Genomic DNA, 21,143 nt, shown 5'->3' with positions numbered 1-21,143 from the left:
TTTCTTATACTTTGTAAGTGAGGAGGAGAAAACATGCAACCAATTGAATTAAGCAAACGAATTGATACATTAGATTATTTAAGAGGATTTGCTTTATTAGGAATTATTTTAGTAAATATTCCGGCATTATTATGGATTAAAACACCGGACACATCTATAGATATTGCCTATAATAGATTTTTAATATTATTTGTGGAAGGTAAGTTTTTCTCGATTTTTTCATTTTTATTTGGTGTAGGATTTTATATTTTTATTTCCCGAGCAATGGCTAAAAATAATAACGCCTATCTTTTATTTATTAGAAGAATTATTATTTTATTGTTAATCGGGCTTGTACATTTTTATTTCCAACCTGGAGAAGCATTAACCGTCTATGCAATTTTCGGGCTAATTGCTTTACCATTTTACAAAGTTCGTAAAGAAATAAACGTCACTTTAGGGCTTATCCTATTAGCCGTAACAGCGTATTATGGCATCAAAATCGCTATGCCGTTTCCACTAATTTTACTAGGATTAGCTGCTGGGCAATATCGAATTTTTGAAAAGATCCATGACAATCGTAAAAGCATATTAACCTTTACAGTTATTATGTTCATGATTAGCATAGGTGGCTTGCTGTATCAATGGAATTATGTCCCCGAGGCAATGGTGAACATTGACAATATGACAACGGATGAAATGACAGAACATATGACAAACATTGAAAAATTTTCATTAATCGGTCTTCAATTTAGCCCTTTTGTATCGGCATTTTATGTAGGTTTATTAATGTTATTACTTAAACTTCCTTTATGCCAGACCTTACTTTCACCATTAAAAGACTATGGTCGAATGGCATTATCAAATTATTTAGGGCAAACAGCGCTCATCTTACTAATTGGCAATGCTTTTGACCTTATTGGCAATATTCGTTTTATCCAATCTCTTTGGATTTGCATAAGCATTTACATTATCCAATTACTGTTTAGCAAAATTTGGCTTAGATACTTTAAATTTGGACCATTAGAATGGTTGTGGCGAATGGGTACTTATTGGACAGTACCTTCATTGCTAAAAACTTCTAATTTTAAGGCACGCTCCTAACCAAAAAACTTAAAATGACAAATACCTAACAATTAGTTTTAATTCTTCATAAAATAGTAATGTACCTAATTCGCTTCCAACTTGCTCAGACAATGGGCAAGACACACACCCCCATCATTAATTCTTTACTTTTTGGTCACTTTTCTTAGGAAAAGTGACCTTTTTTCTATTTTACTGTAAATAAAAAGCCGACAAAATCATAAAGATTTTGTCGGTAGTCTGCTTATTTAGCAGCCCAAATATCTATTTCTAATTTAATATCAGGGAGTCCTAAAGCAGTAATATAGGCTATCGTCATAGAAGGATAGGGATTTCCAAACATCGATTCCCATTGTTGATCGAAGTCATCCCAATCAATTTCTTCTGTTGCCCAAATATTGGCCTTCACCACATTGTCTGCATTAAGTCCCTCTGCCTCTAATATAAGTTGAATATTTTTCAACGTATTTTTAACCTGCTCAGATAGTGATGATGGCAACTCACCGCTAACCCCTACTCCAATCTGTCCAGATAATGCATACATTGTTGCATTCTTAGGGATTATTGTAAGATGACTGTAATTGCCAACTGGGCTAGGTACTTGGATAGGATTTTTGCGTGTTATTTTATGATTCATAGTTATTCTCCTTTAGGTTTTTATTTTCTAAAAAAGGGCAGACTCGTCCCTTAAAACTCAATTTTAGAAAAAAACAGCTGTTGAGAATCCAATACCCATACTTAAAAAACGTATTGATCTTTTTTTCATTTGGATTCTCCCCCTTACCTAAAGTTATTCTCAATTTACCATGTTTTTCATAAACAATCAAATTTCTACATTTTTAATTCGTTTTGCTTTTTGGTGAAAATCTTAACTATCCCCAATAATAAATAAATCACGCTTGCCACTATAACACTATAAAATAACACAGTGATTGAGGTTGGACCCCATACTTTAATAAACGCCCAATTTGATCCCTCTAATAAAATTTTTGGGGACATACTAATAAGTGCAAAGATTATTGCAACACTTACAGAATGCAAGATTAATAATAAGGTCCTTTTCATATTTAAAGCTACTTTAATTCGTTGTTTTTTAATAATTTCTCTCAAGGTTGTTAACAATAGAATGCTTAAAAACATCCCAAAGCCTACAATAATCACGCATAAAAGTGAAACAGTTTTATCCAGCTTCTGAAGGCTATCTGAATGAACAGTATCAACCGTTTTCCCTTCCCATAAATCCATCACACCTTGACCTATCGCTGTTGTAAAGCTCGAATTCATATTAGATAATATGGCCACTCCCAATTGTTCATCAGGCTGCATCATAAAATAAGATGTAAATGTTGGATTTTCGCCGGCATGAAATAAATATTGTTTTTTATCTCTTTCTATAACTCCCCACCCACTAGCGTAGTATGTATCCTTATCGAAAGGTTCAACAGATTGATCTGGAATATGTGATTCTTGAATAATTTTTTTATCAATCGAATAAATTTGGCTATTGCCTAACTGTAGCTTTAACCATTTTGCTATATCATTTATGTTACTTATTATATACCCAGCAGGCACATTTCCACGGTAGATAGGTGGTGTATAATCCTGCTCTTTCATAAGCCCTATCTTATATCCTGACGCCATCTCATTAGATTTAACTTGATGAAGTCCAACAAATGAATCCTTCATATTAATCGGCTCTAATAGATGCTGTTTGATATACATATCAAAGGGTTGTTTTGAAACTTTTTCAATAACTAGGCCCAAAACATCATAATTGAGTGTTGCATATTCGTATGAACTACCCGGTTGTCTATTTAAAGGTTGATCAAGCAATTTTTTGACGGTCAACTCAAGAGCATTCGGTTCGTTACTTTTTGGAATATTATATATAGTGTTAGTAGCTATGCCACTTGTATGATATAGAAACTGATTAATAGTAATTGACTGTGGCTTGCCATTATATTTTAACTTTAACCATGGGATATACTTTTGGACATCATCAGAACGTTTTAGTAAGCCTTCCCTTTCCAATTGGAGAATGGCTAGTCCTGTGAATGCTTTCGATGTAGATCCTAGTTCAAATAATGTATTAGAGGTAACTGGTGTTTTTGACTGAACATCGGCATATCCAAAGCCTTTTTCATAAACCGTTTTCCCCTTCTCAACAATTACTACCGATATTCCTGGAATTTTACTAATCGCCTTTTGTTCTTTAACAAATTGATCAATCTTCTGAATTTTTTCAGTTGAATCTGCATTTGCTATTGTAGGCGTTATACTATATAAGAAGACAATCATAGCTAATATAAACGGATAGATTTTTAATGATGGTTTCATTTTCATTTCTCCTTTAAGCTGGGTACAAGGTTCTAAACTTCCTTAACGACTTTGTTAACTATAACAAGGAATTAATACGATATCCATTGTTTTACATGACAAATAACATCACAACATGACAGTTTTGTAACGTACCGTGCTTATAGAAAATCTTGAATAAAAGCAAAAAGATCAACTACCCATAAAAAAATGAGAGCCGACCTTTTTTGCTGACCGTTAAAATTTAAATTTCTGCCCTAAAAGCTTTCCCTAACTGGTGCCCAAGTCCAAAATAATGGCGGAAATTATAAATGAGTGGACTCCATTTATTTGGATCAATATAATTTTCTTTAACGATAATTTCCTTATGAGCATGTACATGTATTACTTGTGTCTCAACAATGGCAAAAAAGGAAGCATAATCAGGGATTCGAATATGTTTTACTCTTGCCTCAAGTTGAATTGGACACTCCGCAATTCTTGTAGGCTTTACTGATTTAGACTCGTTAGGTGTTAAATTACTAATTTCATATTTATCTTTTTCAAATGTGAATCCATTTGCTCTCTTATACTCAGGAACGGGTTTTTTTCCTGTAAATGGCGCTAAATTTTCTACATTCCCCCATAATGAAGGACCTGGAACATTAATGACACATTCAGGATGTCGTTCTAAATTTTCAATAGCCTTTCCCCCAAGCCCAATTCCTAAAATAATACAATCTCCTAAAGCCCATGATGACGAAAGAGGGCTAATATTGACTGAGTCATCTTCATTTAGCGTAGTTAATAAAATTACAGGTGTCCCGTAGTAAAGAATTTTTGGATTAATCATCTCTGTGTTAGCAATTTGAGTCATTTTATCTCCTCCTATCCGTACTTTCAATTTCTATAGTACAAGATAGATATTTCGATTTTCATCGAAATATGGATTACATTTCTTTCTTCTAGATGCACTTTGGCATGGAGAAAAAGATGATATATGGGCAAAATACTAAAATTACAAGAGTAAAATTTTTGATGAAAAAATAAATGACCAGGCTCAAAATGAATTGAGTATCTGGTCATTGCCTTTTACGCACTTACGGGCGTTTTTTTATGTAAAACCAATACTTTTTCTAATTAGTTGGAACATTTTTTATAAATGGTGAAAACTTAGATAAAATGACCTTCTTTAATGTCTATCTAAAAAGTCAATGTGCTGTTGCAGAAAAGCGTCTACAACACTTAATGGTTGTACATATTTTACAAGAACAATGAACATTCTCATAACTCCCTTTGTTAACGATTATCGTCTATTTTTAATAACAACTTCAGTTACAGCTAACGCTTTTCTTGGTTTAATATTTTCCATAATAATATCCGCGATGTCATTAGGATCCATTAATGTCTTAGTTTTTTCCTCGGTAAACACACCGTCCCAAAATTCTGTTCTCATGCCACCCATGTACACAGCACATACATTAATAGCGGTATCGCTTAATTCAAGTGCAAGACTCTCTGTAAATCCACGTACACCAAATTTACTAGCACAATAAACAGATTCTGTTACTTTTCCTTCTAAACCAGCTGTAGAAACGATATTGACGATTGTTCCTTCATTGCGCTCTTTCATACCTTTTAGTACTTCTTGTGTGCAAAAAATTGTTCCTTTTAAGTTAATATCAATCATTTGATGAACTGAATCCTCATTCAAGTTTTCAGCTTTATCAAAATAGCCAACACCAGCATTATTAATTAGTAATGGAATTGATCCAAAATCATCTTGTATAGAACGCATTATTTGAGTAACCATTTGTTTCGAAGTAACATCAACCTCATAAATAGAATAGCCATTGGTTAAAGTTTTAGCCGTATTCTCAAGCTTTGATTTCGTACGGCCGAGTAAACAAATGTGATTGCCTAAAGACGAGTATTTTTTAGCAAGTGCTGCACCTAAACCACTGCCAGCCCCTGTTATAACAACGATATTTTTGCTCATATTGATCATCCTCTCTCGCAGTTAATTATACCAGAAGCAGAACGCTAAATTGTATCAATACTCCCGCCCTATTCAATTTTTAAAAAAATCTATGAGAGCACTAAAGAAACTAACGCAAAATGAATTGAATATGATACCTAAAAGCTAACTACTCTCTAATCAATAGTAGTTATTTCTTTTAAAAACCTCAAACAGCAAAAAAGACTAAAGAACTATAACGATATCTATTCATTTCGATGCATATAAGTTCCAATTCATTTAAACCCCCATGTCAATCAACACTTTTATGTCATTTTTTGGTTATTCAATACATATAATATTATATTTATTAATAAAACGACATAATTTCATCGAACACAGAATATAATTCTGGAGGGTGTTAAATGAATACAATTAAATCGTTAATTTTCCCCCAAGACTTGCATAGATTAAGCAAAACTCAACTCAAAGAAATTTGTAATAAATTGACTTTAGAAACAACTGGCAATGTAAATGAATTAGCAAGTAGAGTGTGGAACTCTTTTGATCATATTGAAGGCGATGTTCTTAAAATGATAAGCAATAATATTTTCTCCGGAGCAGTTTCTTTAGCTTGGTACCAGGCGACAAATAATACTGGTTTAATAGGATTTAAACAAAGTATTATTGATAAAATGCCATTTAACCCTTTCGAAAAAGTAGTTACACCAAACAGCGAAAATGTTCCTATTGATCCTACGATTATTGCCGCTGCTGAAATCGAAGGTTCTCAAGCATATTATTTAAGATTTATTCATAGAACTGGTGTTAATGTTGATTATTTTTTAGCTAACCGAAGAGAATACATTAAGCACGAAATAACAACAGTTTATATTGATGAAGACAAGGGAATAATTGAAGTACGAGCAAGTTCAGCTGTTGCCAAAAAAATTATTGCTTGGTTAACTAAAATAGTCGATGATAAATATGAATTCAAACAACATGATTTGTTAGAGAAGTATGGGGGTACTCTTGAGTCTTTAGCTGATACACTTCAAGGTAGGCTTATTGATGCTACTGGAAGACCAGCAGGATTAGTAAATACATTTGAAGAAACACAGGGCCAATCAATTGTGAGTATACTTTCTGCAATCGACGAATACTATACTAGTGGTGAATTATCCATTCTAGAGCAAAATTTAAATAGCGAAGATATTACCGGCATTTTAGAAACAACACCTTTTACGTTGTTACTTTTAAGTGGTCTTGAAACAATAGGATTAGGCAGTATTAGGGAACTAAGAGGTTTACCATTATACAATTATTTAGAACCTCATCTATCCAAACAAAAAGGATCCATATTATTTGAACATAGTGTTGATGGCGTGAAACAAGAATATTCTATACGAATCGGTGTCAATACAAAGACATTTAAGTTCAATGTATTTGCGTCTGAACCTGTATTGGATTATATTAGAGAAAAATTGATTTACCAAATTTATTCTGCGAGGTAAAAGTATTGAGCAATTTAAAGCCATGGGAAATTTCTCAAAAAATAGATAATGCACTTGAGACAATTGCTATCAGTAAGATTGGAAAATTTTACCATAGTTATATTGCCAAAATAACTAACTTACCTCTTGGAGTAGTTATTGATACATTATCTGAATTAGAAAAAAAAGAAGCGCTCGTTATAAAATTAGAATTTCACTGCGAGGAATGTAGTAGAAGTATTTTAACTACTAATAAATCTGAACTTGACAATATTGATTCCATTCCTTGTAAGTATTGTGGTACAGAAAACTGTTTTGATCCTTTAAACGCCATTCCAATAATCGAATTAAGTGATGATTTCAGACAAAGTTTTTCAAAAAAAAAATTAATAACAAAACGGAAAATGTCGAGTTAAGTAAGCAAAATAAACCTGAGAGTTTAAGAGAAATTATCGGTATTTTAGCCGAAGAAAATTCTGATCAATTATTAGAGAAAGTATCAAAGCTCGGGAAAGTTACTATTATCTTAGGAGATGGTTATATGGGCGATTCTAGTAAATATGGTGGTTTAACTTTTGGAGAAAACAAAGGTAATATAACTATTGAAAACAATGGTACACTCAATCAAGGGATAGCTAGCCTGCCTAATGACATTATCAATGCTTTACAACAGCTTCATGAAGAAATTCAACACCTAGCTGAGGAACAACGAGAGATTGCGGAAGCTAATTTTGAACTCCTTCAAACTCATATAGAAAATGGAGATAAAGAGAAAGCTAAAAAACCATTAGAGAAATTAACTAGTATACTAGGTGTTATTAGCTCTATTGTATCGATCGCTTCTGCCATAGGACTTGGTATTCCTTTAAAATAATTAAATAGAGAACAAAAAGAAAAACCAGAATGGAAAAATCCATTCCGGTTAAAATCTAACTTTTGGGGTTCACTACATTTTTTTATTAGTGACTTTTTTTATTAAGCTGTTTTTGAAAAGATTGTTGCTGTTAAAATTAAAAGGCAGATTTAATCTACAAAATATGTAGGATAAATTCTGCCTTTTTGTTTGGATATATAGTTAAATGAAATCTATTCTTCATAAATTTGCGGATTATCGTATAAATAGTGGAATACCTTATTTTTTTCATCAAATCGACCAAGGTATGCCAAAGGAATTTAGTGAAGAAGTATGGTCAGATACTAAAGAAAAAGCAATACAAGTTACAGTTGAGCATTTTAAAAACGAAAACAATATTGAAGTTAAAATAAATGAAGTTAGTTCTTCAGGTGAACTTAATATTGTAATAAAAAATTGATGATTATCTTTATATACACATTTTAAAAATTCCTCTTTAAAGTCATCATTTCTTATCAGTTTTAATGCATCTTCAATGCTAAAAAAAACGACCTCTAAACTTTCTTTACTTGTTTTTAAACTTCCATTTATAGGTGTTCCTAACCACCGTATATTACATATATTTCCCTTCAACTCTTGTGAAACTCCACAAAATTCAATAATATCAATGATTATTCCTGTTTCTTCTTTAACCTCTCTAACTACTGCATTCTTTATATTTTCATTTTCTTCTACAATCCCACCTGGTAACTCCCAATTCTTTTTTTAATAAAATCCTCTTATGTTCATCCAGAACTACTGCACCTGATGTAATAATAAATTTATTCATAGAAACACCACCTACAATATCATTGTTATCTTGAACTAAATTGCTCCGATAGTTCAATAAGAAAAAAGGGCTGCTTACGCAACCCAATTTTCTTCAAGTAAAGCACCCCATTCGTACTACAAATTACTCCCTACTAGCAGCTTGTTACCTTCTTATAATTTCCCCATTAGTTCATGTCTTTGGCGGGAATTGTAGTAATGTGAGAATCAATCGTATATTACATTTTGTCCTTGTTCACTTAACTTTTTTAAAGATGTAAGCATATGATTTATTTCTTCATCGGAATGTCTTTCCCATGAACTTAATTCAGCTATTATTTTCAAAGGAGATTTGGACCTATAAGAACGTGTTGGGTTTCCAGGAAATCGTTTGTCAGTTAAGTTCGGATCATTTTCAAAATCACCTAATGGCTCTACAATATAAATTCTCTCTTTTGATTTAGATCTTGCTAACTCAGCACCCCATTTAGCCGCGTCTAATGTTGCAGTAAAATATATATGGTTAGATTTCTTATCCTGATAATTGGATAAGTGCAAAGGTTCAAGTAGGTCTCCGATTTTCAGTTCTGATTTAGTACCATGAAAGAATGGACCGGGATCTAAGATATTTTTTTTGTCATTCATATAAAAGCACCCCTTATACTTTTTTTGACTTGCGTATAACAGTATAAGGTAAGGAATGGTGAAAAAGTAGTCTATAAATAATTATCAGATGGGGTTATAATATAAGTAGAGAGTAAGACGTAAACGGTATTCAAACGTTCTTTGAAAGCCGTAAACTGAGATGAAATTGTCCGAACATTTTTCCAGCTTCATAGATATCTTTTTCTTTGCCTGAGTATTTCTTGCCTTCTATAAGTGGAACAAGCTAACTCTTCCACTAATCTGCCCAGCCAGTTCAATAAGAAAAAAAGAGCTGCATATGCAATTCAATGATCTTCAAGTAAAGCACCCCATTAAATAATGGTAACGAAAAAGTTATGAAGTGCGTGCAATATTATAACCGACCATAATGAACCAGTCTTTTTGTACACGAATCCAAAGAGTAAGCCTAAAATAAAAACATATGCGTGCGTCCCAAAATGAAAGAATATATCATTGTAAATCCAAACTGGAAAGTGTATTACTAAAAATAATAAAGCGGTAATAACATTTGCTTCCCAAAAGGCCATTTTTTTATTTATCTCTTGTAAAATAAACCCCCTAAAAACAATTTCTTCAGCAATCCCAGCCATTAGAAAGACATTTAAATAATCATCAATAGATAATGAAAATTGAAATGATTGCTGCTTAATGATATAAGTTTCAATAGCAAAATATAAGCCAACTAACAGTGAAAGAAATATTCCCCAAAAGAAACCTTTCTTAACATTAATGTTCATTTTTAAGTAGTCAAATGGATTAGTAATTAAATAATATTTTATGTATAACCAAGTTGGAACAATCCAAACAAGACCTTTAACCAGTGCCTCTATTAATGGTGAGATTATTTCACCGAACGAATAAATGTATTCGATTAACCATAATTCTTTAATTGACCACGCAAGATAAAATATGAGTAGAAACCCTGTCATTGTTTTTACATCATTATTTTTCACGTTGTTTTCAACACTTAATTTCAATTCCATTTATACCTCCTAAAATCCAAGGCTTTTTCATTTTTCAATATTTACCAAATTAAGTATACCATGTCCTTAACGTTCAGTCTTTGAAATATACTGCTAAATCCGCCGTTTGTATCTCATAAATTCAACTAAATCAATATAAAAACATGTCAATTGCATCGTACATATTTGTTATACGTTGTTCCCCCTTAATTAACCTTTTCAAGGTAATATGCAAGAATACCCAATAATAATTATAAAACAGAAAGGTGGGTGGATATGGAGTCAGAATATATAAGGGACTATGTGACGTACGCAGCGTTTTTAGGTATGTTTAGTTTTGCATGGTTTGGGTGGGCTCAGGAGAATCCCAGAGAAAATTGGCGCAAGTATATCAGGGTTGCTTCCGGAATTGCGTTGTTAGTATGCCTGATTGGCGTGTACTTAAGCGTGACGCACTGGGATGCGGCTACTACTTTGTCAGAAAAGGACACGTTTAATAACTACCTAATTGTTTTCTACACTGAATTTTTTATCGCGGGTCTCGGTGCTTTCTTGTTAATCCGAAGTAAAAAAAAGGATTATGTTGCTCCGTGGGTTGCTTTTGTCGTAGGTGTTCACTTTTTCTGGTTAGTAAAAATCTTTAAAGACCCCAGTTTGTATATATTAGCGGTACTCATTATAGCAATTGCGATCATATCACCATGGGGATCAAAAAAATTGGGCGTTGCCAGCAGTGCAATCACCGGAATAGGAGCTGGCATAGCTTTATTTTGTTTTGCCATATTGGGATTAATTCGCTACCTTTTGGTATAAACATTATTTGCTAAAAATCACTCGGAAAACATTTGTCGTTTTCATGTTTTATTGACTGTTTTAATGGAACAATGCAAAGATCAATTTTTTTTATAAAAACCAACTTTTCAACTACAGGAAAAGCATCCATTTTGAACAATCTTTTTTCAAAAATGGATGCTTTAGTTTATCGTAAAATATATGTTTGCAAGGTATTTTAATTCAAACTTTATTCGAAAGCTACACAATAAAGAAAAAAAGAGATGACTATGCAAATCAATTTAATTAACGCACCCATTAGTTGAAGAAGAAAAATTACTACAAAGTCTGGGGAAACAATTGAAAATGGAAACGTCCAACTGGCAAAACGACCATAAAGAAGGTTACTTAATCAATTTTAGAAATTGATGAAAAGTATTCTAAAACAAATAAGCGAAACTGCTTAGCAATTGGCGTAAAGTAGCGCTTTTCGGACCATGCTAATCCAATAGTGCGTTGACAAGCTGGTTCAACTATTCGAAGTTTATGCGGAAACTCCCCCGATTTCAACCTTCGCTGTTTTGGTTGCATCTTTTTTAGTTGCATCTCTGGTCCATGGATTACCGTTTTTAGTATCACGACTCTTTTGGCTCTTTACAGTACCTAAAGGAACATCATGTTTTTCAGCTAGTTTAGCTAATGTTATGTTAGTTGTTTCGTATTCACGTTTAATTTCATCCCCATTAGCCATATCTCACAAACACCACCTCCAACATCTTTTAATTAAAATAAAAAACACCCACATTAAGTGGATGCTTCAAAACATTTAATTATATGAAACACGGAATTTCCTTACTTGCCCCATGTTTAAGCACCAATTCTGTCCTTCATTCTGACAAAAAACCTCTCCATTTTTAATCATACTTCCTATTTTATCAATTACATCATTTTCATTAGCACCAGAAACATTTATATCTTCTGGATGAGCATGTGCATCATTAAATAATAGCCTTACTTTAAACTCCATAATTCTCACCTCCCAACCAATCATAAACCAGGGGATGAAATATATGTAATAACTTTTTGCTCTCAAAACCACCTCAAAGTCTGCCCTCTCATCGCTAAGCGTTTTGGTTGTTTGATGCAGTTTACAAAAAAAGATGTCACTCGGGCGCCTTTAATGTTTTATCAATATCCTCAATCAGTCTGTCAACACATTCTTTAGTGATTTTTTTACTACTCATGGCTTTGTTGTTAAGTCTACCCTGCTCATTATGCGTTGTTCTGTTCACGTGATTTTTAAAATTTGTTGTAATATCTTCCACCATAAAGTCACCTCATTAACAAAATAGCACAAAAATAGCCGTTTATCACTATTATTTTTAGGTATTATTTCACTCTCAAAAGTAAATACCGTTTCCCTAGCGGTGAAGGGGAGTAACTGCCCGATACCCACTTTTCAAAGCAAAATAAAAACCACTCGCGAGAGTGGTTTAAATAATTTTTATATCCAGTTGTCAATCACGTCTTTTTCTGCAACTGTTAAGTTTATAATATTGATTTTGCTGATTTTGCTAGAAGGGAAGAATATTGTTTCTGCATTCTTCTCTATAATTACCATTCTAGTCTCACTATCGACATTGAAATATTTTTCATACACCTCTTGGTATGAATCGGCTTTAATTTCTGGTGTAGAGACTTCATCACCATTATCTAAATGGAACTCCATAATATAGTTATCCATAATCTCACCTCCCACCCAATAGTAACCCAAAAGATGGAAAATATGTAATAACTTTTTGCTCTCAAAACCACACCAAACTTTGCCCTATCGGTTACTAGTGCATGCCAGTCCTATTCAATAAATTCCTATACTAGTAACATCTTATCTATTGAGGTGAATACTATTGAGGAGAAATGGGTATGCAATTCATGCTTTAAAGAGGCTAACCTCAAAAAAAATAGGAGCAAATGATAAGGCCATCACTAGTATTCACGTGTTTTAGTTATAGAAATGGTTTGCTTTTCAAAATAGTATTCGGACTATTATTATAAGTGCAGAACTTGATGAGCACTTAAAAAGTTTTAAGTCTTGGTGTGTGGAATAAAAGGAAATATATGGTCCCGAATTAGTAGATGATGATTATGTATTTATTACCTCAAACTTAGAACCTATAAGTAGTAGCTATATCGTGAAAATGTTCAATGCTCTAAAAACCAAGCATCAAATTGAAAGATTTTTTGCTCATATATTAAGACACACTTTTATGAGTATTTTAATTACAGAAGGTGTTGCTCTGACGACGGTGGCTAAAATAATAGGAGATACATCTGAAATGGTGATGAAAGCATATGCACACTCACTTGAAGATGAAGAATTAAAAGCTACAAAAATTCTTTCATCATTAATAAAACTCAAGTGATTCTCTTCTTTTACACAAATTTGGGGTACAAAGTGGGGTACAAGTTATTCTTGTACCCCAGAAACCTTGATGTATAGGCATTCATAGAACTATCTAAATATATTATGTTCATATAGGTAATCATACGAAAGATCGACGAACAAATACTCATGCTCATTAATAGCAATAGAAAATGTTCTTGTAATTTCCCCTGTCTCGATATCTCGATAAAGCTCTGAGATTTCTCCACTTTGATCGTTGCGCATTTTAATGATTGTTTGTAGGAAGTACGGGCGCCAACTCCAGTTTTTATTGATGGCTCTAGGCTGCAATTCCCACTGTCCATCTATACGCATTACGTTTGGAGAAAGTTGGAAGCCATCTTCATTACAAATATATACTCGGAACGAATAACTATCCAATAGCTGCGCTAAATGCTCTAAAAGTGTGATGTTGTCACTAGAAGGTTTGACACGATGGACAATCGCTTCTAGCTCCTCTCTCAGCTTTTTCAACTCGAAATATTGTGCCTCTAGAATTTTCTTTTCAGAGGTAATAAACTGCTGGCACTCTTCCTTAAAACGTTCCTTTAAAATATCCTTCTCTACGAATGTTATGGCAGGGTTTGCCAAGTATCGCCCCTGATAAAATCGGCCCCCGTTCTTCCAAGCAAACTGCAATTGATACACAGTTTCGATTCCTTCAAATAAAAGATTTGCGCCAATTTTATAAGCGAGACTACCTATTGCTGATATCATATCAGACTGTGCAGACCAAGAATCATAATTTAAGTCTTGAATATCGACCTTTAAAATTTGTGGTGATAATAGAGCAATGTGCTCTAAATGACTCTCCGCTCCCACTTCCTGAACGGCAATTTTGATACCAAAAGTCGTAAAGTAACGTACTGCATGGTGCAGCTTATGAATATCACCTAAAAAACGATGCTCAGAAACAACTAATACAATACGATGTAAATCGTCTTCACTTATATATTGTTGAATAATATTAAAATGACTTTCACCAAAATCCTGCATCAGTAAGTTCGGGTTACTAGGAATATAAATATCAATATCCTGTCCTATTTCTTCTACTTTGGCTAATGCAGCATGTAGAATTTTATGTTCCATGTCAATACGATACTCTTCTGGAATATCTTCATTATTCACAAAATCTTTTAAATTAATTTGTTGACCCTCGATTTGTAACTGTCCGGAAATTTCGTAGGCAATCACCGTATGCGCATCCGCGCTAAAAATAGGTTGAAAATACCCATGTATTTGATCTAAATTTGTTAAAACCTCAATTGCATCCATTGTCGAAACCTCCATACATGATGTTATCCAAGAATAACATTGCATTCACAGCTTATTACATGAAAAAAAGCTCTCTGACTGTATAATAATTTGTTTAAAGTAAATTGGCAACTTCACATAGCGTTATTTTATGGAAAAAATCTGTCCGGAAATTTAACAAACTTCCACCTAACTGATTTATTTTTTTCTGACAATTCATCACTAATAACGACTTTCTCGCATAATAGGTTGCTGAAGTACGCTTATTGTTATTTAGCGTCATTCTATATGCATCCACAAAGTTTTTCCTGTATCGTTGTGTAAAAAAAACTCCCTCAGAATGCCTTTATCATTATAACTTATGCAACAATTCAATATGAAAGCTATGATAATTAAAGGTTTTCATCCTATATCCTAAAATTATTCAGCCGTTCACCCACACCAGTAAAAAAGCAGTATTCCAAAGTATGGATTATATCCTACAGGAATACTGCTCATGACTATTCTGACATAAAGAAATACCAAATAATAGCAATTGCAATTAAAGATAAGATAACAGCAATTGTTACACGAAGTGGTGAAATTGGGGCATCCCCACCTACTCGACCTGTTTGTCCATTTACCATAAATCGATAAATTTTCTCTTTGTAACGGAATGAAGAAAGCCAAATCGGCAACATTAGATATTTGTATGTAATATCATCATGAGTCGTTGAGAAATGTAAATTGGATACTACATCCGCATTATGTTCCCAACGTATTTTTGACGTAATTTGTGCATTCAGATGATCAGAAACTTCCCTCTTCGCCTGACTCCATCCGTCCTGTAAACCAATACTGTAGCGTTCTGATAAAAATCCTGATACATATTCTGGTTTATAGGCTTTATTATTGAGTAAATTAAAGGGTTCTATTTTTCTCATCATATTACGATCATAACGTGTTGTCGCACTGATTAAATGATCATCAATAAATTCCTGATAAAAACCACTTGTAGAATACCAATCTGTTTCAGTTCGAGTATTTCCATCTTTATCTGTAACTGTGCGATGTCTACCGTACCTTGCAGAATACCTTGAGCTTGTTTTCGTATCAAACGTCCAATAAGGAAGATATACCCCTTTAAATGAATCAGGCTTTGCACTCTCTTTTGCTGCTCTCGGTGTAAACCATTTTCCCTTAATCCAACGTTGGAAGTTCTCTCCCGCTTGCTTATCTGTTATTTCAAATGCGCATACCCCGTTCGGGGCTAGTGTATTTTCAGCACTAGCCTCCATAACCTGATTAGAGCCACAGTATGGGCAACTATCAGCTACCTGTAATGCATCATAAATCGTTTCTGCCGCACAAGATTTGCAAATGACTGTTTTTTTCTCAACACCCCAGTTAAAATTCCCACGTTCTTCAGCCATTGCAAAATCCATTTCCTGGGCAACTTTTTCCTCTTGCTTCTCTGGGGCTGCAATTTCAGTCTCATAGCCACAATAAGGACATGTTAGCTTTCCAGTTGCTGGGTTGAATTCAATGGATGCACTACATGATGGACACTCAGCGTCAAAATCAAGCTTTACTTGTTTAGAATTTTCAGCATCTTGCGTTGGCATCATTAGTCATCTCCTTACTTAACATCATTCTCATCAAACACATCGCCACACTCTGGACAGAATTTTGGTGGGTTTGCAGGATCCTCTGGTTGCCAACCACATTTATCGCAAACGTATTGTAATGCTCCTGAAGGTTTTTTAGCACCACATTCGCTACAGAATTTGCCTTTGTTGACAGCACCACATGCACAAGTCCATCCTTCTTCTGCTGGTTTTGGTGATCCACAATTTGAACAGAATTTACCCGTGTTTTCACTACCACATGCACATTTCCATGTAGCTGAGTTCGTCGCTGTTTGTCCTTGTTGAGCTGCCTGTTTATTTTGTTCATTCATTTGGTAAAGCTGTCCTGCATTAACACCGCCCGCTTGTGTCGCCATGTTCATGCCCATAAATCCTGCCATTGCTCCGCCATCATTATTAGCTGCTGCAATCATTGCTTCCGCCTGTGCACCTGTTAAATGAGCTGCAGCCATACCTGGATCACGCATTACTGCATTTCGTTGTAGTTGTTTAATCATCGCTTCATCTTCTTCAGATGCTTTTAATGAACTAACGCCAAATGATACAACTGCTAAACCACGTGTTGCTAGCCACTTCTCTGATAACACTTTATTTAGGGCATCTGCTAGAGCAACCGTATGTGCAGGAATTTCACTATAGCGTACCCCGCTTGCTGAAATATGTGCGAAGGCCGGCTGTAACGCAGTCATCAATTCCGTTTTTAATTGGCTATCGATTGCATCTCTTGTAAATTCTCGTTCAACGTTTCCACATACATTTGTATAGAATAATAATGGATCGACAATTTTATATGAATATTCGCCATGGCAACGAATAGCAATATCAATATCTAGGCCGATATTACGGTCGATCACACGGAAAGGAATCGGTGCAGGTGTCCCATATTTATTACCTACGATTTCTTTTTTATTAAAATAATACACACGCTGATCCTTTGCAGGTTCCCCGCCAAATGTGAAGCGTTTACCAATCTGCTTGAATGTTTCCTTTATACCTTCGGACAAATCATTGCCATACATTATCGACGGCTCTGTGGATGTATCATAAACATACTCACCAGACTCCGCAGAGAACTCTACTACTTTCCCTTGCTCGACAATCATCATACATTGCCCTTCATTGATAGCAATAATAGAGCCATTACTAATAATGTTGTCATTGCCTTTATTTGACCCTCTTTTAGAAGTACGTTTATGCCCCTTTTCCACAAGCACATCCGCTGACAGTGACTCACAATAGAAATATTCACGCCATTGATCTTCTAAAACACCTGCTAATGCGCCAACTCCTGCTTTTAATAAACCCATATTTATTCCCACCTTCAACTTATATACTTAAGACTTATTTTATCATATCAATTATGCCTCGGCTTAATTGCGTCCGGATTCGGCTTTGTGCTTAGACCTGCATGGGGACCGACACGATGCCAGTCATTTCGATATTGCCACAGATATGTGGCGTTTTTTCCGGTGCAGCTCAGTTAGCCATTATCTCATGAACGCGATGATTTTAGGCTAACACCTAAAATGAACTCCTTGCCAAATCAGTGACATTCGCCGATAGATAAATAATCTAATCATTATGTAGTACGCATAAAAAGGATAATTTGTTTCATTTTTTTTAAACTTCTCTATAAAAAGAGATAGCTCCAAAGGAACTACCTCTATCGTATTGTAAATACTATATCGTTTTTTTAGTGAATCTTAGCGTTTCTTAAGATAATGCGGAAATAGCCACAAGCACCCAGGCAACGATAAATAACAAACCACCGATTGGGGTAATCGCACCAAGCTTTTTCACACCTGTAACAGCTAATACATACAAACTGCCTGAGAAAAACACAATACCTGCCAACATTAAATAGCCTGCCCAAGAAAGCATACTTGAAGCGCCTAAAAGGGCTTCACTCGATAAAATCCCAAGCCCTAGTAAGCCTAATGCATGATACATATGGTATTGCACCGCAGTCTCCCAAATGGCTGCATAGTGTGGTGAAGCAAATTTATCTTTTAGTGCATGCGCTCCAAAAGCGCCTAACACGACACCAAGACAAGCCATAATTGCACCGATTGCCAATAAAAGTTCCATATATGATTCTCCTATTTCGTCTCGCATGCGATTTCTTTGTATTTCGCATCCCATGCCGGATCAATTTTACTTAAGGATACCGGACGTAACGTATCTTTTTGAGCTAGAATATGTACGGACTGAGCAGTAGCTGCAATCGTGCCATCTTCATGTAAAATTTCATAGCCATATGTTGTACGTAAACGATCGTGTTTTTCCACCCATGTACGGACCGTTGCCACTTGGCCATAATGCATAGCAGCCTTATAAGAAATGGATAAATCCATCACTGGCGATACATAACCGTCTTTTTCTAACTTAGCATACTCAAAGCCTGCATCATTTACTAACTGAGAACGGCCTATCTCCATCCAAATGATGTAGTTTGCATGATACACTACGCCCATTTGGTCGGTCTCAGCATATCGAATTTCAACTTGTTTTTCACTAACAAACATTTTCTTCACCTCGTCCTACATTATAACGTAAAAGTATTGATTTAGTGGGGTTTTTGTTTTATTGATTAAGAAAAAAACAAAATTTTAATTTCAAAAAATCTTGAAGTTTAATTTATAAATTAATTTGGTATTAAATGGTGGTTTCCGTTCTTACCCGTTGTACCCCACTAAATTGGGGTACACTGGGGTACAAAAAATAAAAAATTATATAACACCGGGCAGGTGCAAGAAATTAATTTAAAGAGAAAAGTCACTCATTAATTTTCAAATGAGTGACTTCTTATTTATATAAAACTGCTCATAGCCTCTTTTGTTTCAATGGTATATGTTTCATCTTCGTGCAATACTGGTTCATTTTTATCTATTCTTATTTCACTCTCTGAACCACGTTTCATATCCTCTTCGATTAACTTTTTCACATACTTGCTAAAATTGCGTGGTTTGTTATTCAATGGGTTAATCTGCTCTGCGTGTTCTAATAGTGCAAGGTCGTGTTCATCGTTGGTATTAAAGCTGACCTGTTCATTCTACAACATGAACACTTGTTGGAATATTTAGGCTACATTGAAGTTTTAATAAATGACAAAATTCCATTGTAGATTATTTTGTTTTGAATTTTCTAGACTCAATTGAATCGTTTTAAACTTTTTACCTGTTACTTTGGCAGTCTTTTCTTCCGATTCACTAAGTTTTCCGTAAACAAATGCTTCAAAATATGCCTCAGGATTTGAATTATTTGATTCAAAAATGTCAGCCTTATTGTTAAGCATTTTCTTAAATCTATTTGACACATTTTTAGTATTAATCCCAATTGATATTTTGCTAGACAATCCTGAAGTTAATTTATGTTCTCCTGTAAAAGACAAATAATAGATGTCCTTATTTGCTTTAAAACGTTTTACGTAAGCATTACCAAAATAAATAAGAGATTGATTAACACTTAAATCTTTATTATCTCCTAAATCAATAAATACATCGTCGAATGAAATTCGATTGTTGTTTTTATCAATTAATTTCAATGATTTATCACCAGCTCTCCAATCTTGAAAATAACTAACCAACCTTTCGATAGATTTAATTTGTGCAGGACGATTGTAATTTGGTTTAGCAGCAGTGTTACCATTGCTGTTAGATTTGCGATTTTTCAGTACTAATGGTTCTGGTAAAGTTGGTATTGAGTTAACTGAAATTTGAGTTGGTTGTAATCCGGAGGTTAAATCAAAACCAAGTTTGACCGTATTTTGTTTACGTCCATACGTTGAACTGGTTTCTCCATTATCATATTGTCTTTTGCGATTTGTCCAACTATGCGATCACAGTTAGGATCATGCTGTTGATCCTTATTTGCCGACTTAAAATAAGGACTAACTTTTTGATCTTTCAACTTGGTAAATGCATTTGCTGCAATAATTTTAAAATCACAATTTTCAGAACATTTGAACTTCTAGGAATCTGCCAACTGTGGATTAATGCCTTTATCCCAGTGATTCCATGCCTTTAATGCTGAAATATCATCTTTTATAGTTGGTGACCAAACTTTTTCAAACGCAACCATTGTCTTTCTCCCCCAATTAAGACTAGTTTATCAATATACTATTTAATGTAGAAGGATTAACTAGTCGAAATTTCTTTCTCAAATATAGTTACTTGGACATGACCACTGAGTACTGTGATACTCGACTGATCTTGTATATTCATATTCAATTATACAATGCAAATCGAGTAGGAGGAGGTGATTAACCTCCGACCTCTCACACCAACGTACATACGGGTCCGTATACGGCGGTTCAAAAGTTTTATGGTTTTAAAATGATTTGGGAAAGACTTTTTAAATTTTGTTTCTCCCAGTATTTATTATTTAGGGCTCTATTTATGATTGGATTATTAGATGAACGCCAATATCCCTTTCGGGTATTTGCCATTCTGTAAGCGTCGTTCGGGAACTAAAAGGAAAGTGGACGAAGTTCACATGTAAACCACTCCTTCAGCAATTTTTAGCCTTTTATATTAATTAAGATACCTAATCTCTTAAAAATATGGGCCGGCCGTATTTGTCTTGCCTCGAACAAGTTTATGAGGCGCAGGTCGGTCGTCGGTCTGTCTTTCCCTAATATTTAGGATTTTAAAAATAACAGGGGAGGAAACCCTTACCTGTCCGACCTCCCCTTAAGTTTACAAAATAATTTTTTAAATACCTAATGTGTAACGAATGTAACGTTTGTAACATCTATCACATTTGTAACATGGCCTAAATTATAGTGTAGTCATTAATGCTATAATGTTTGTGCATCAGCAAACTGATGTTAAAAATACTGAATGAATTTTCAAAAAACTCCATTTATTAACTATAAAGGTTATAATAAAGTATAAAAAATACTAAATTAAACCTATTTCAAATTTAACTAAAGTGTTTGATTTAAAATATTT

24 protein-coding genes and 2 pseudogenes are annotated in these 21,143 nt (G+C 34.1%); 7 read left to right on the top strand and 19 right to left on the bottom strand.

Translation table 11 applies throughout. The features are described 5' to 3' along the window. Nucleotides 1-33: 33 nt before the first annotated feature. A complete protein-coding gene (locus ACIQZA_RS03910; protein WP_402880689.1) occupies nucleotides 34-1,083 on the top strand; it encodes a DUF418 domain-containing protein in 1,050 nt (349 codons plus the stop codon). Between the two features lie 223 nt (nucleotides 1,084-1,306). Here ACIQZA_RS03910 and ACIQZA_RS03905 read toward each other — a convergent pair whose 3' ends face one another. The 4 genes from ACIQZA_RS03905 to ACIQZA_RS03890 form a co-directional block, all read right to left on the bottom strand. Continuing rightward, nucleotides 1,307-1,699 (bottom strand): RidA family protein, encoded by a 393-nt coding sequence (locus tag ACIQZA_RS03905; RefSeq protein WP_142510627.1) that lies wholly within the window; start codon nucleotides 1,697-1,699, stop codon nucleotides 1,307-1,309. A gap of 194 nt (nucleotides 1,700-1,893) precedes the next feature. After that, nucleotides 1,894-3,405, bottom strand: a complete 1,512-nt coding sequence (locus ACIQZA_RS03900; RefSeq protein ID WP_402880692.1) for a serine hydrolase domain-containing protein — start codon at nucleotides 3,403-3,405, stop codon at nucleotides 1,894-1,896. A 217-nt stretch (nucleotides 3,406-3,622) separates the two neighbouring features. Then, complete coding sequence (locus tag ACIQZA_RS03895; RefSeq protein WP_400940624.1) at nucleotides 3,623-4,234, bottom strand: flavin reductase family protein; 612 nt, start codon at nucleotides 4,232-4,234, stop codon at nucleotides 3,623-3,625. Nucleotides 4,235-4,663: 429 nt separating this feature from the next. Next, nucleotides 4,664-5,356: an SDR family oxidoreductase gene (locus ACIQZA_RS03890; RefSeq protein ID WP_400940619.1), complete on the bottom strand. Its 693-nt coding sequence runs from the start codon at nucleotides 5,354-5,356 to the stop codon at nucleotides 4,664-4,666. Nucleotides 5,357-5,739: 383 nt separating this feature from the next. On the opposite strand from ACIQZA_RS03890, the gene ACIQZA_RS03885 reads away from it, so the two are divergent. The 4 genes from ACIQZA_RS03885 to ACIQZA_RS03870 all read left to right on the top strand — a co-directional run bounded on the left by ACIQZA_RS03885 (nucleotide 5,740) and on the right by ACIQZA_RS03870 (nucleotide 8,120). Beyond that, the gene (locus ACIQZA_RS03885) at nucleotides 5,740-6,828 is read left to right on the top strand and encodes a hypothetical protein (protein WP_402880694.1); all 1,089 of its coding nucleotides are present in this window, start codon (nucleotides 5,740-5,742) and stop codon (nucleotides 6,826-6,828) included. A gap of 5 nt (nucleotides 6,829-6,833) precedes the next feature. Then, nucleotides 6,834-7,223: a hypothetical protein gene (locus ACIQZA_RS03880; RefSeq protein WP_402880695.1), complete on the top strand. Its 390-nt coding sequence runs from the start codon at nucleotides 6,834-6,836 to the stop codon at nucleotides 7,221-7,223. A gap of 125 nt (nucleotides 7,224-7,348) precedes the next feature. Continuing rightward, nucleotides 7,349-7,681 carry a hypothetical protein gene (locus tag ACIQZA_RS03875; RefSeq protein ID WP_400940612.1) on the top strand — a complete coding sequence of 111 codons (333 nt, stop codon included), beginning with the start codon at nucleotides 7,349-7,351 and terminating at the stop codon, nucleotides 7,679-7,681. Between the two features lie 205 nt (nucleotides 7,682-7,886). After that, on the top strand, nucleotides 7,887-8,120 hold the full coding sequence (locus ACIQZA_RS03870) for a hypothetical protein (protein ID WP_402880697.1): 234 nt from the start codon (nucleotides 7,887-7,889) through the stop codon (nucleotides 8,118-8,120). A gap of 83 nt (nucleotides 8,121-8,203) precedes the next feature. Here the strand turns inward: ACIQZA_RS03870 and ACIQZA_RS03865 are convergent. The 3 genes and pseudogenes from ACIQZA_RS03865 to ACIQZA_RS03855 all read right to left on the bottom strand — a co-directional run. Beyond that, nucleotides 8,204-8,377 (bottom strand): annotated as a pseudogene (locus ACIQZA_RS03865) (NUDIX hydrolase); the annotation flags it as partial. Between the two features lie 318 nt (nucleotides 8,378-8,695). Continuing rightward, nucleotides 8,696-9,112, bottom strand: a complete 417-nt coding sequence (gene arr / locus ACIQZA_RS03860; protein ID WP_400940606.1) for an NAD(+)--rifampin ADP-ribosyltransferase — start codon at nucleotides 9,110-9,112, stop codon at nucleotides 8,696-8,698. 332 nt (nucleotides 9,113-9,444) lie between these two features. Beyond that, the gene (locus ACIQZA_RS03855) at nucleotides 9,445-10,116 is read right to left on the bottom strand and encodes a CPBP family intramembrane glutamic endopeptidase (protein ID WP_402880700.1); all 672 of its coding nucleotides are present in this window, start codon (nucleotides 10,114-10,116) and stop codon (nucleotides 9,445-9,447) included. Between the two features lie 255 nt (nucleotides 10,117-10,371). On the opposite strand from ACIQZA_RS03855, the gene ACIQZA_RS03850 reads away from it, so the two are divergent. Continuing rightward, complete coding sequence (locus ACIQZA_RS03850; protein ID WP_402880702.1) at nucleotides 10,372-10,908, top strand: hypothetical protein; 537 nt, start codon at nucleotides 10,372-10,374, stop codon at nucleotides 10,906-10,908. Nucleotides 10,909-11,274: 366 nt separating this feature from the next. Here the strand turns inward: ACIQZA_RS03850 and ACIQZA_RS03845 are convergent. From ACIQZA_RS03845 to ACIQZA_RS03825, 5 genes and pseudogenes are all read right to left on the bottom strand, one after another. Next, a pseudogene (locus tag ACIQZA_RS03845) lies at nucleotides 11,275-11,415 on the bottom strand (LysR family transcriptional regulator); the annotation flags it as partial. Beyond that, complete coding sequence (locus ACIQZA_RS03840) at nucleotides 11,411-11,617, bottom strand: hypothetical protein (protein WP_402880704.1); 207 nt, start codon at nucleotides 11,615-11,617, stop codon at nucleotides 11,411-11,413. The pseudogene ACIQZA_RS03845 and the gene ACIQZA_RS03840, both read right to left, overlap by 5 nt. Before the next feature lie 75 nt (nucleotides 11,618-11,692). Next, nucleotides 11,693-11,893, bottom strand: a complete 201-nt coding sequence (locus ACIQZA_RS03835; RefSeq protein WP_402880706.1) for a hypothetical protein — start codon at nucleotides 11,891-11,893, stop codon at nucleotides 11,693-11,695. Between the two features lie 136 nt (nucleotides 11,894-12,029). After that, entirely contained in the window at nucleotides 12,030-12,194 is a 165-nt protein-coding gene (locus tag ACIQZA_RS03830; RefSeq protein ID WP_402880708.1) for a hypothetical protein, read from the bottom strand. A gap of 176 nt (nucleotides 12,195-12,370) precedes the next feature. After that, nucleotides 12,371-12,610, bottom strand: a complete 240-nt coding sequence (locus ACIQZA_RS03825) for a hypothetical protein (protein ID WP_402880710.1) — start codon at nucleotides 12,608-12,610, stop codon at nucleotides 12,371-12,373. 370 nt (nucleotides 12,611-12,980) lie between these two features. Here ACIQZA_RS03825 and ACIQZA_RS03820 point away from each other — a divergent pair, with 370 nt between their 5' ends. Beyond that, entirely contained in the window at nucleotides 12,981-13,289 is a 309-nt protein-coding gene (locus ACIQZA_RS03820; protein ID WP_402880742.1) for a tyrosine-type recombinase/integrase, read from the top strand. A gap of 89 nt (nucleotides 13,290-13,378) precedes the next feature. Here ACIQZA_RS03820 and ACIQZA_RS03815 read toward each other — a convergent pair whose 3' ends face one another. From ACIQZA_RS03815 to ACIQZA_RS03785, 7 genes are all read right to left on the bottom strand, one after another. Next, on the bottom strand, nucleotides 13,379-14,584 hold the full coding sequence (locus ACIQZA_RS03815; protein ID WP_402880712.1) for an EAL domain-containing protein: 1,206 nt from the start codon (nucleotides 14,582-14,584) through the stop codon (nucleotides 13,379-13,381). A gap of 479 nt (nucleotides 14,585-15,063) precedes the next feature. Continuing rightward, nucleotides 15,064-16,167 carry a TFIIB-type zinc ribbon-containing protein gene (locus ACIQZA_RS03810; protein ID WP_402880744.1) on the bottom strand — a complete coding sequence of 368 codons (1,104 nt, stop codon included), beginning with the start codon at nucleotides 16,165-16,167 and terminating at the stop codon, nucleotides 15,064-15,066. A gap of 14 nt (nucleotides 16,168-16,181) precedes the next feature. Next, complete coding sequence (locus ACIQZA_RS03805) at nucleotides 16,182-17,498, bottom strand: SPFH domain-containing protein (protein WP_402880714.1); 1,317 nt, start codon at nucleotides 17,496-17,498, stop codon at nucleotides 16,182-16,184. Between the two features lie 406 nt (nucleotides 17,499-17,904). Further along, entirely contained in the window at nucleotides 17,905-18,279 is a 375-nt protein-coding gene (locus tag ACIQZA_RS03800; RefSeq protein ID WP_402880716.1) for a DUF423 domain-containing protein, read from the bottom strand. 11 nt (nucleotides 18,280-18,290) lie between these two features. Then, entirely contained in the window at nucleotides 18,291-18,716 is a 426-nt protein-coding gene (locus ACIQZA_RS03795) for an acyl-CoA thioesterase (RefSeq protein ID WP_142510643.1), read from the bottom strand. Nucleotides 18,717-19,000: 284 nt separating this feature from the next. Next, a complete protein-coding gene (locus ACIQZA_RS03790; RefSeq protein WP_402880718.1) occupies nucleotides 19,001-19,168 on the bottom strand; it encodes a hypothetical protein in 168 nt (55 codons plus the stop codon). A gap of 120 nt (nucleotides 19,169-19,288) precedes the next feature. After that, complete coding sequence (locus ACIQZA_RS03785; RefSeq protein WP_402880720.1) at nucleotides 19,289-19,735, bottom strand: hypothetical protein; 447 nt, start codon at nucleotides 19,733-19,735, stop codon at nucleotides 19,289-19,291. Nucleotides 19,736-21,143: the final 1,408 nt, after the last annotated feature.

This window comes from Lysinibacillus sp. NPDC096382 (genome assembly GCF_044762845.1).
In the GTDB taxonomy this organism is placed as follows: domain Bacteria; phylum Bacillota; class Bacilli; order Bacillales_A; family Planococcaceae; genus Lysinibacillus.
This window is presented reverse-complemented; position numbering and strand designations above follow the sequence as displayed.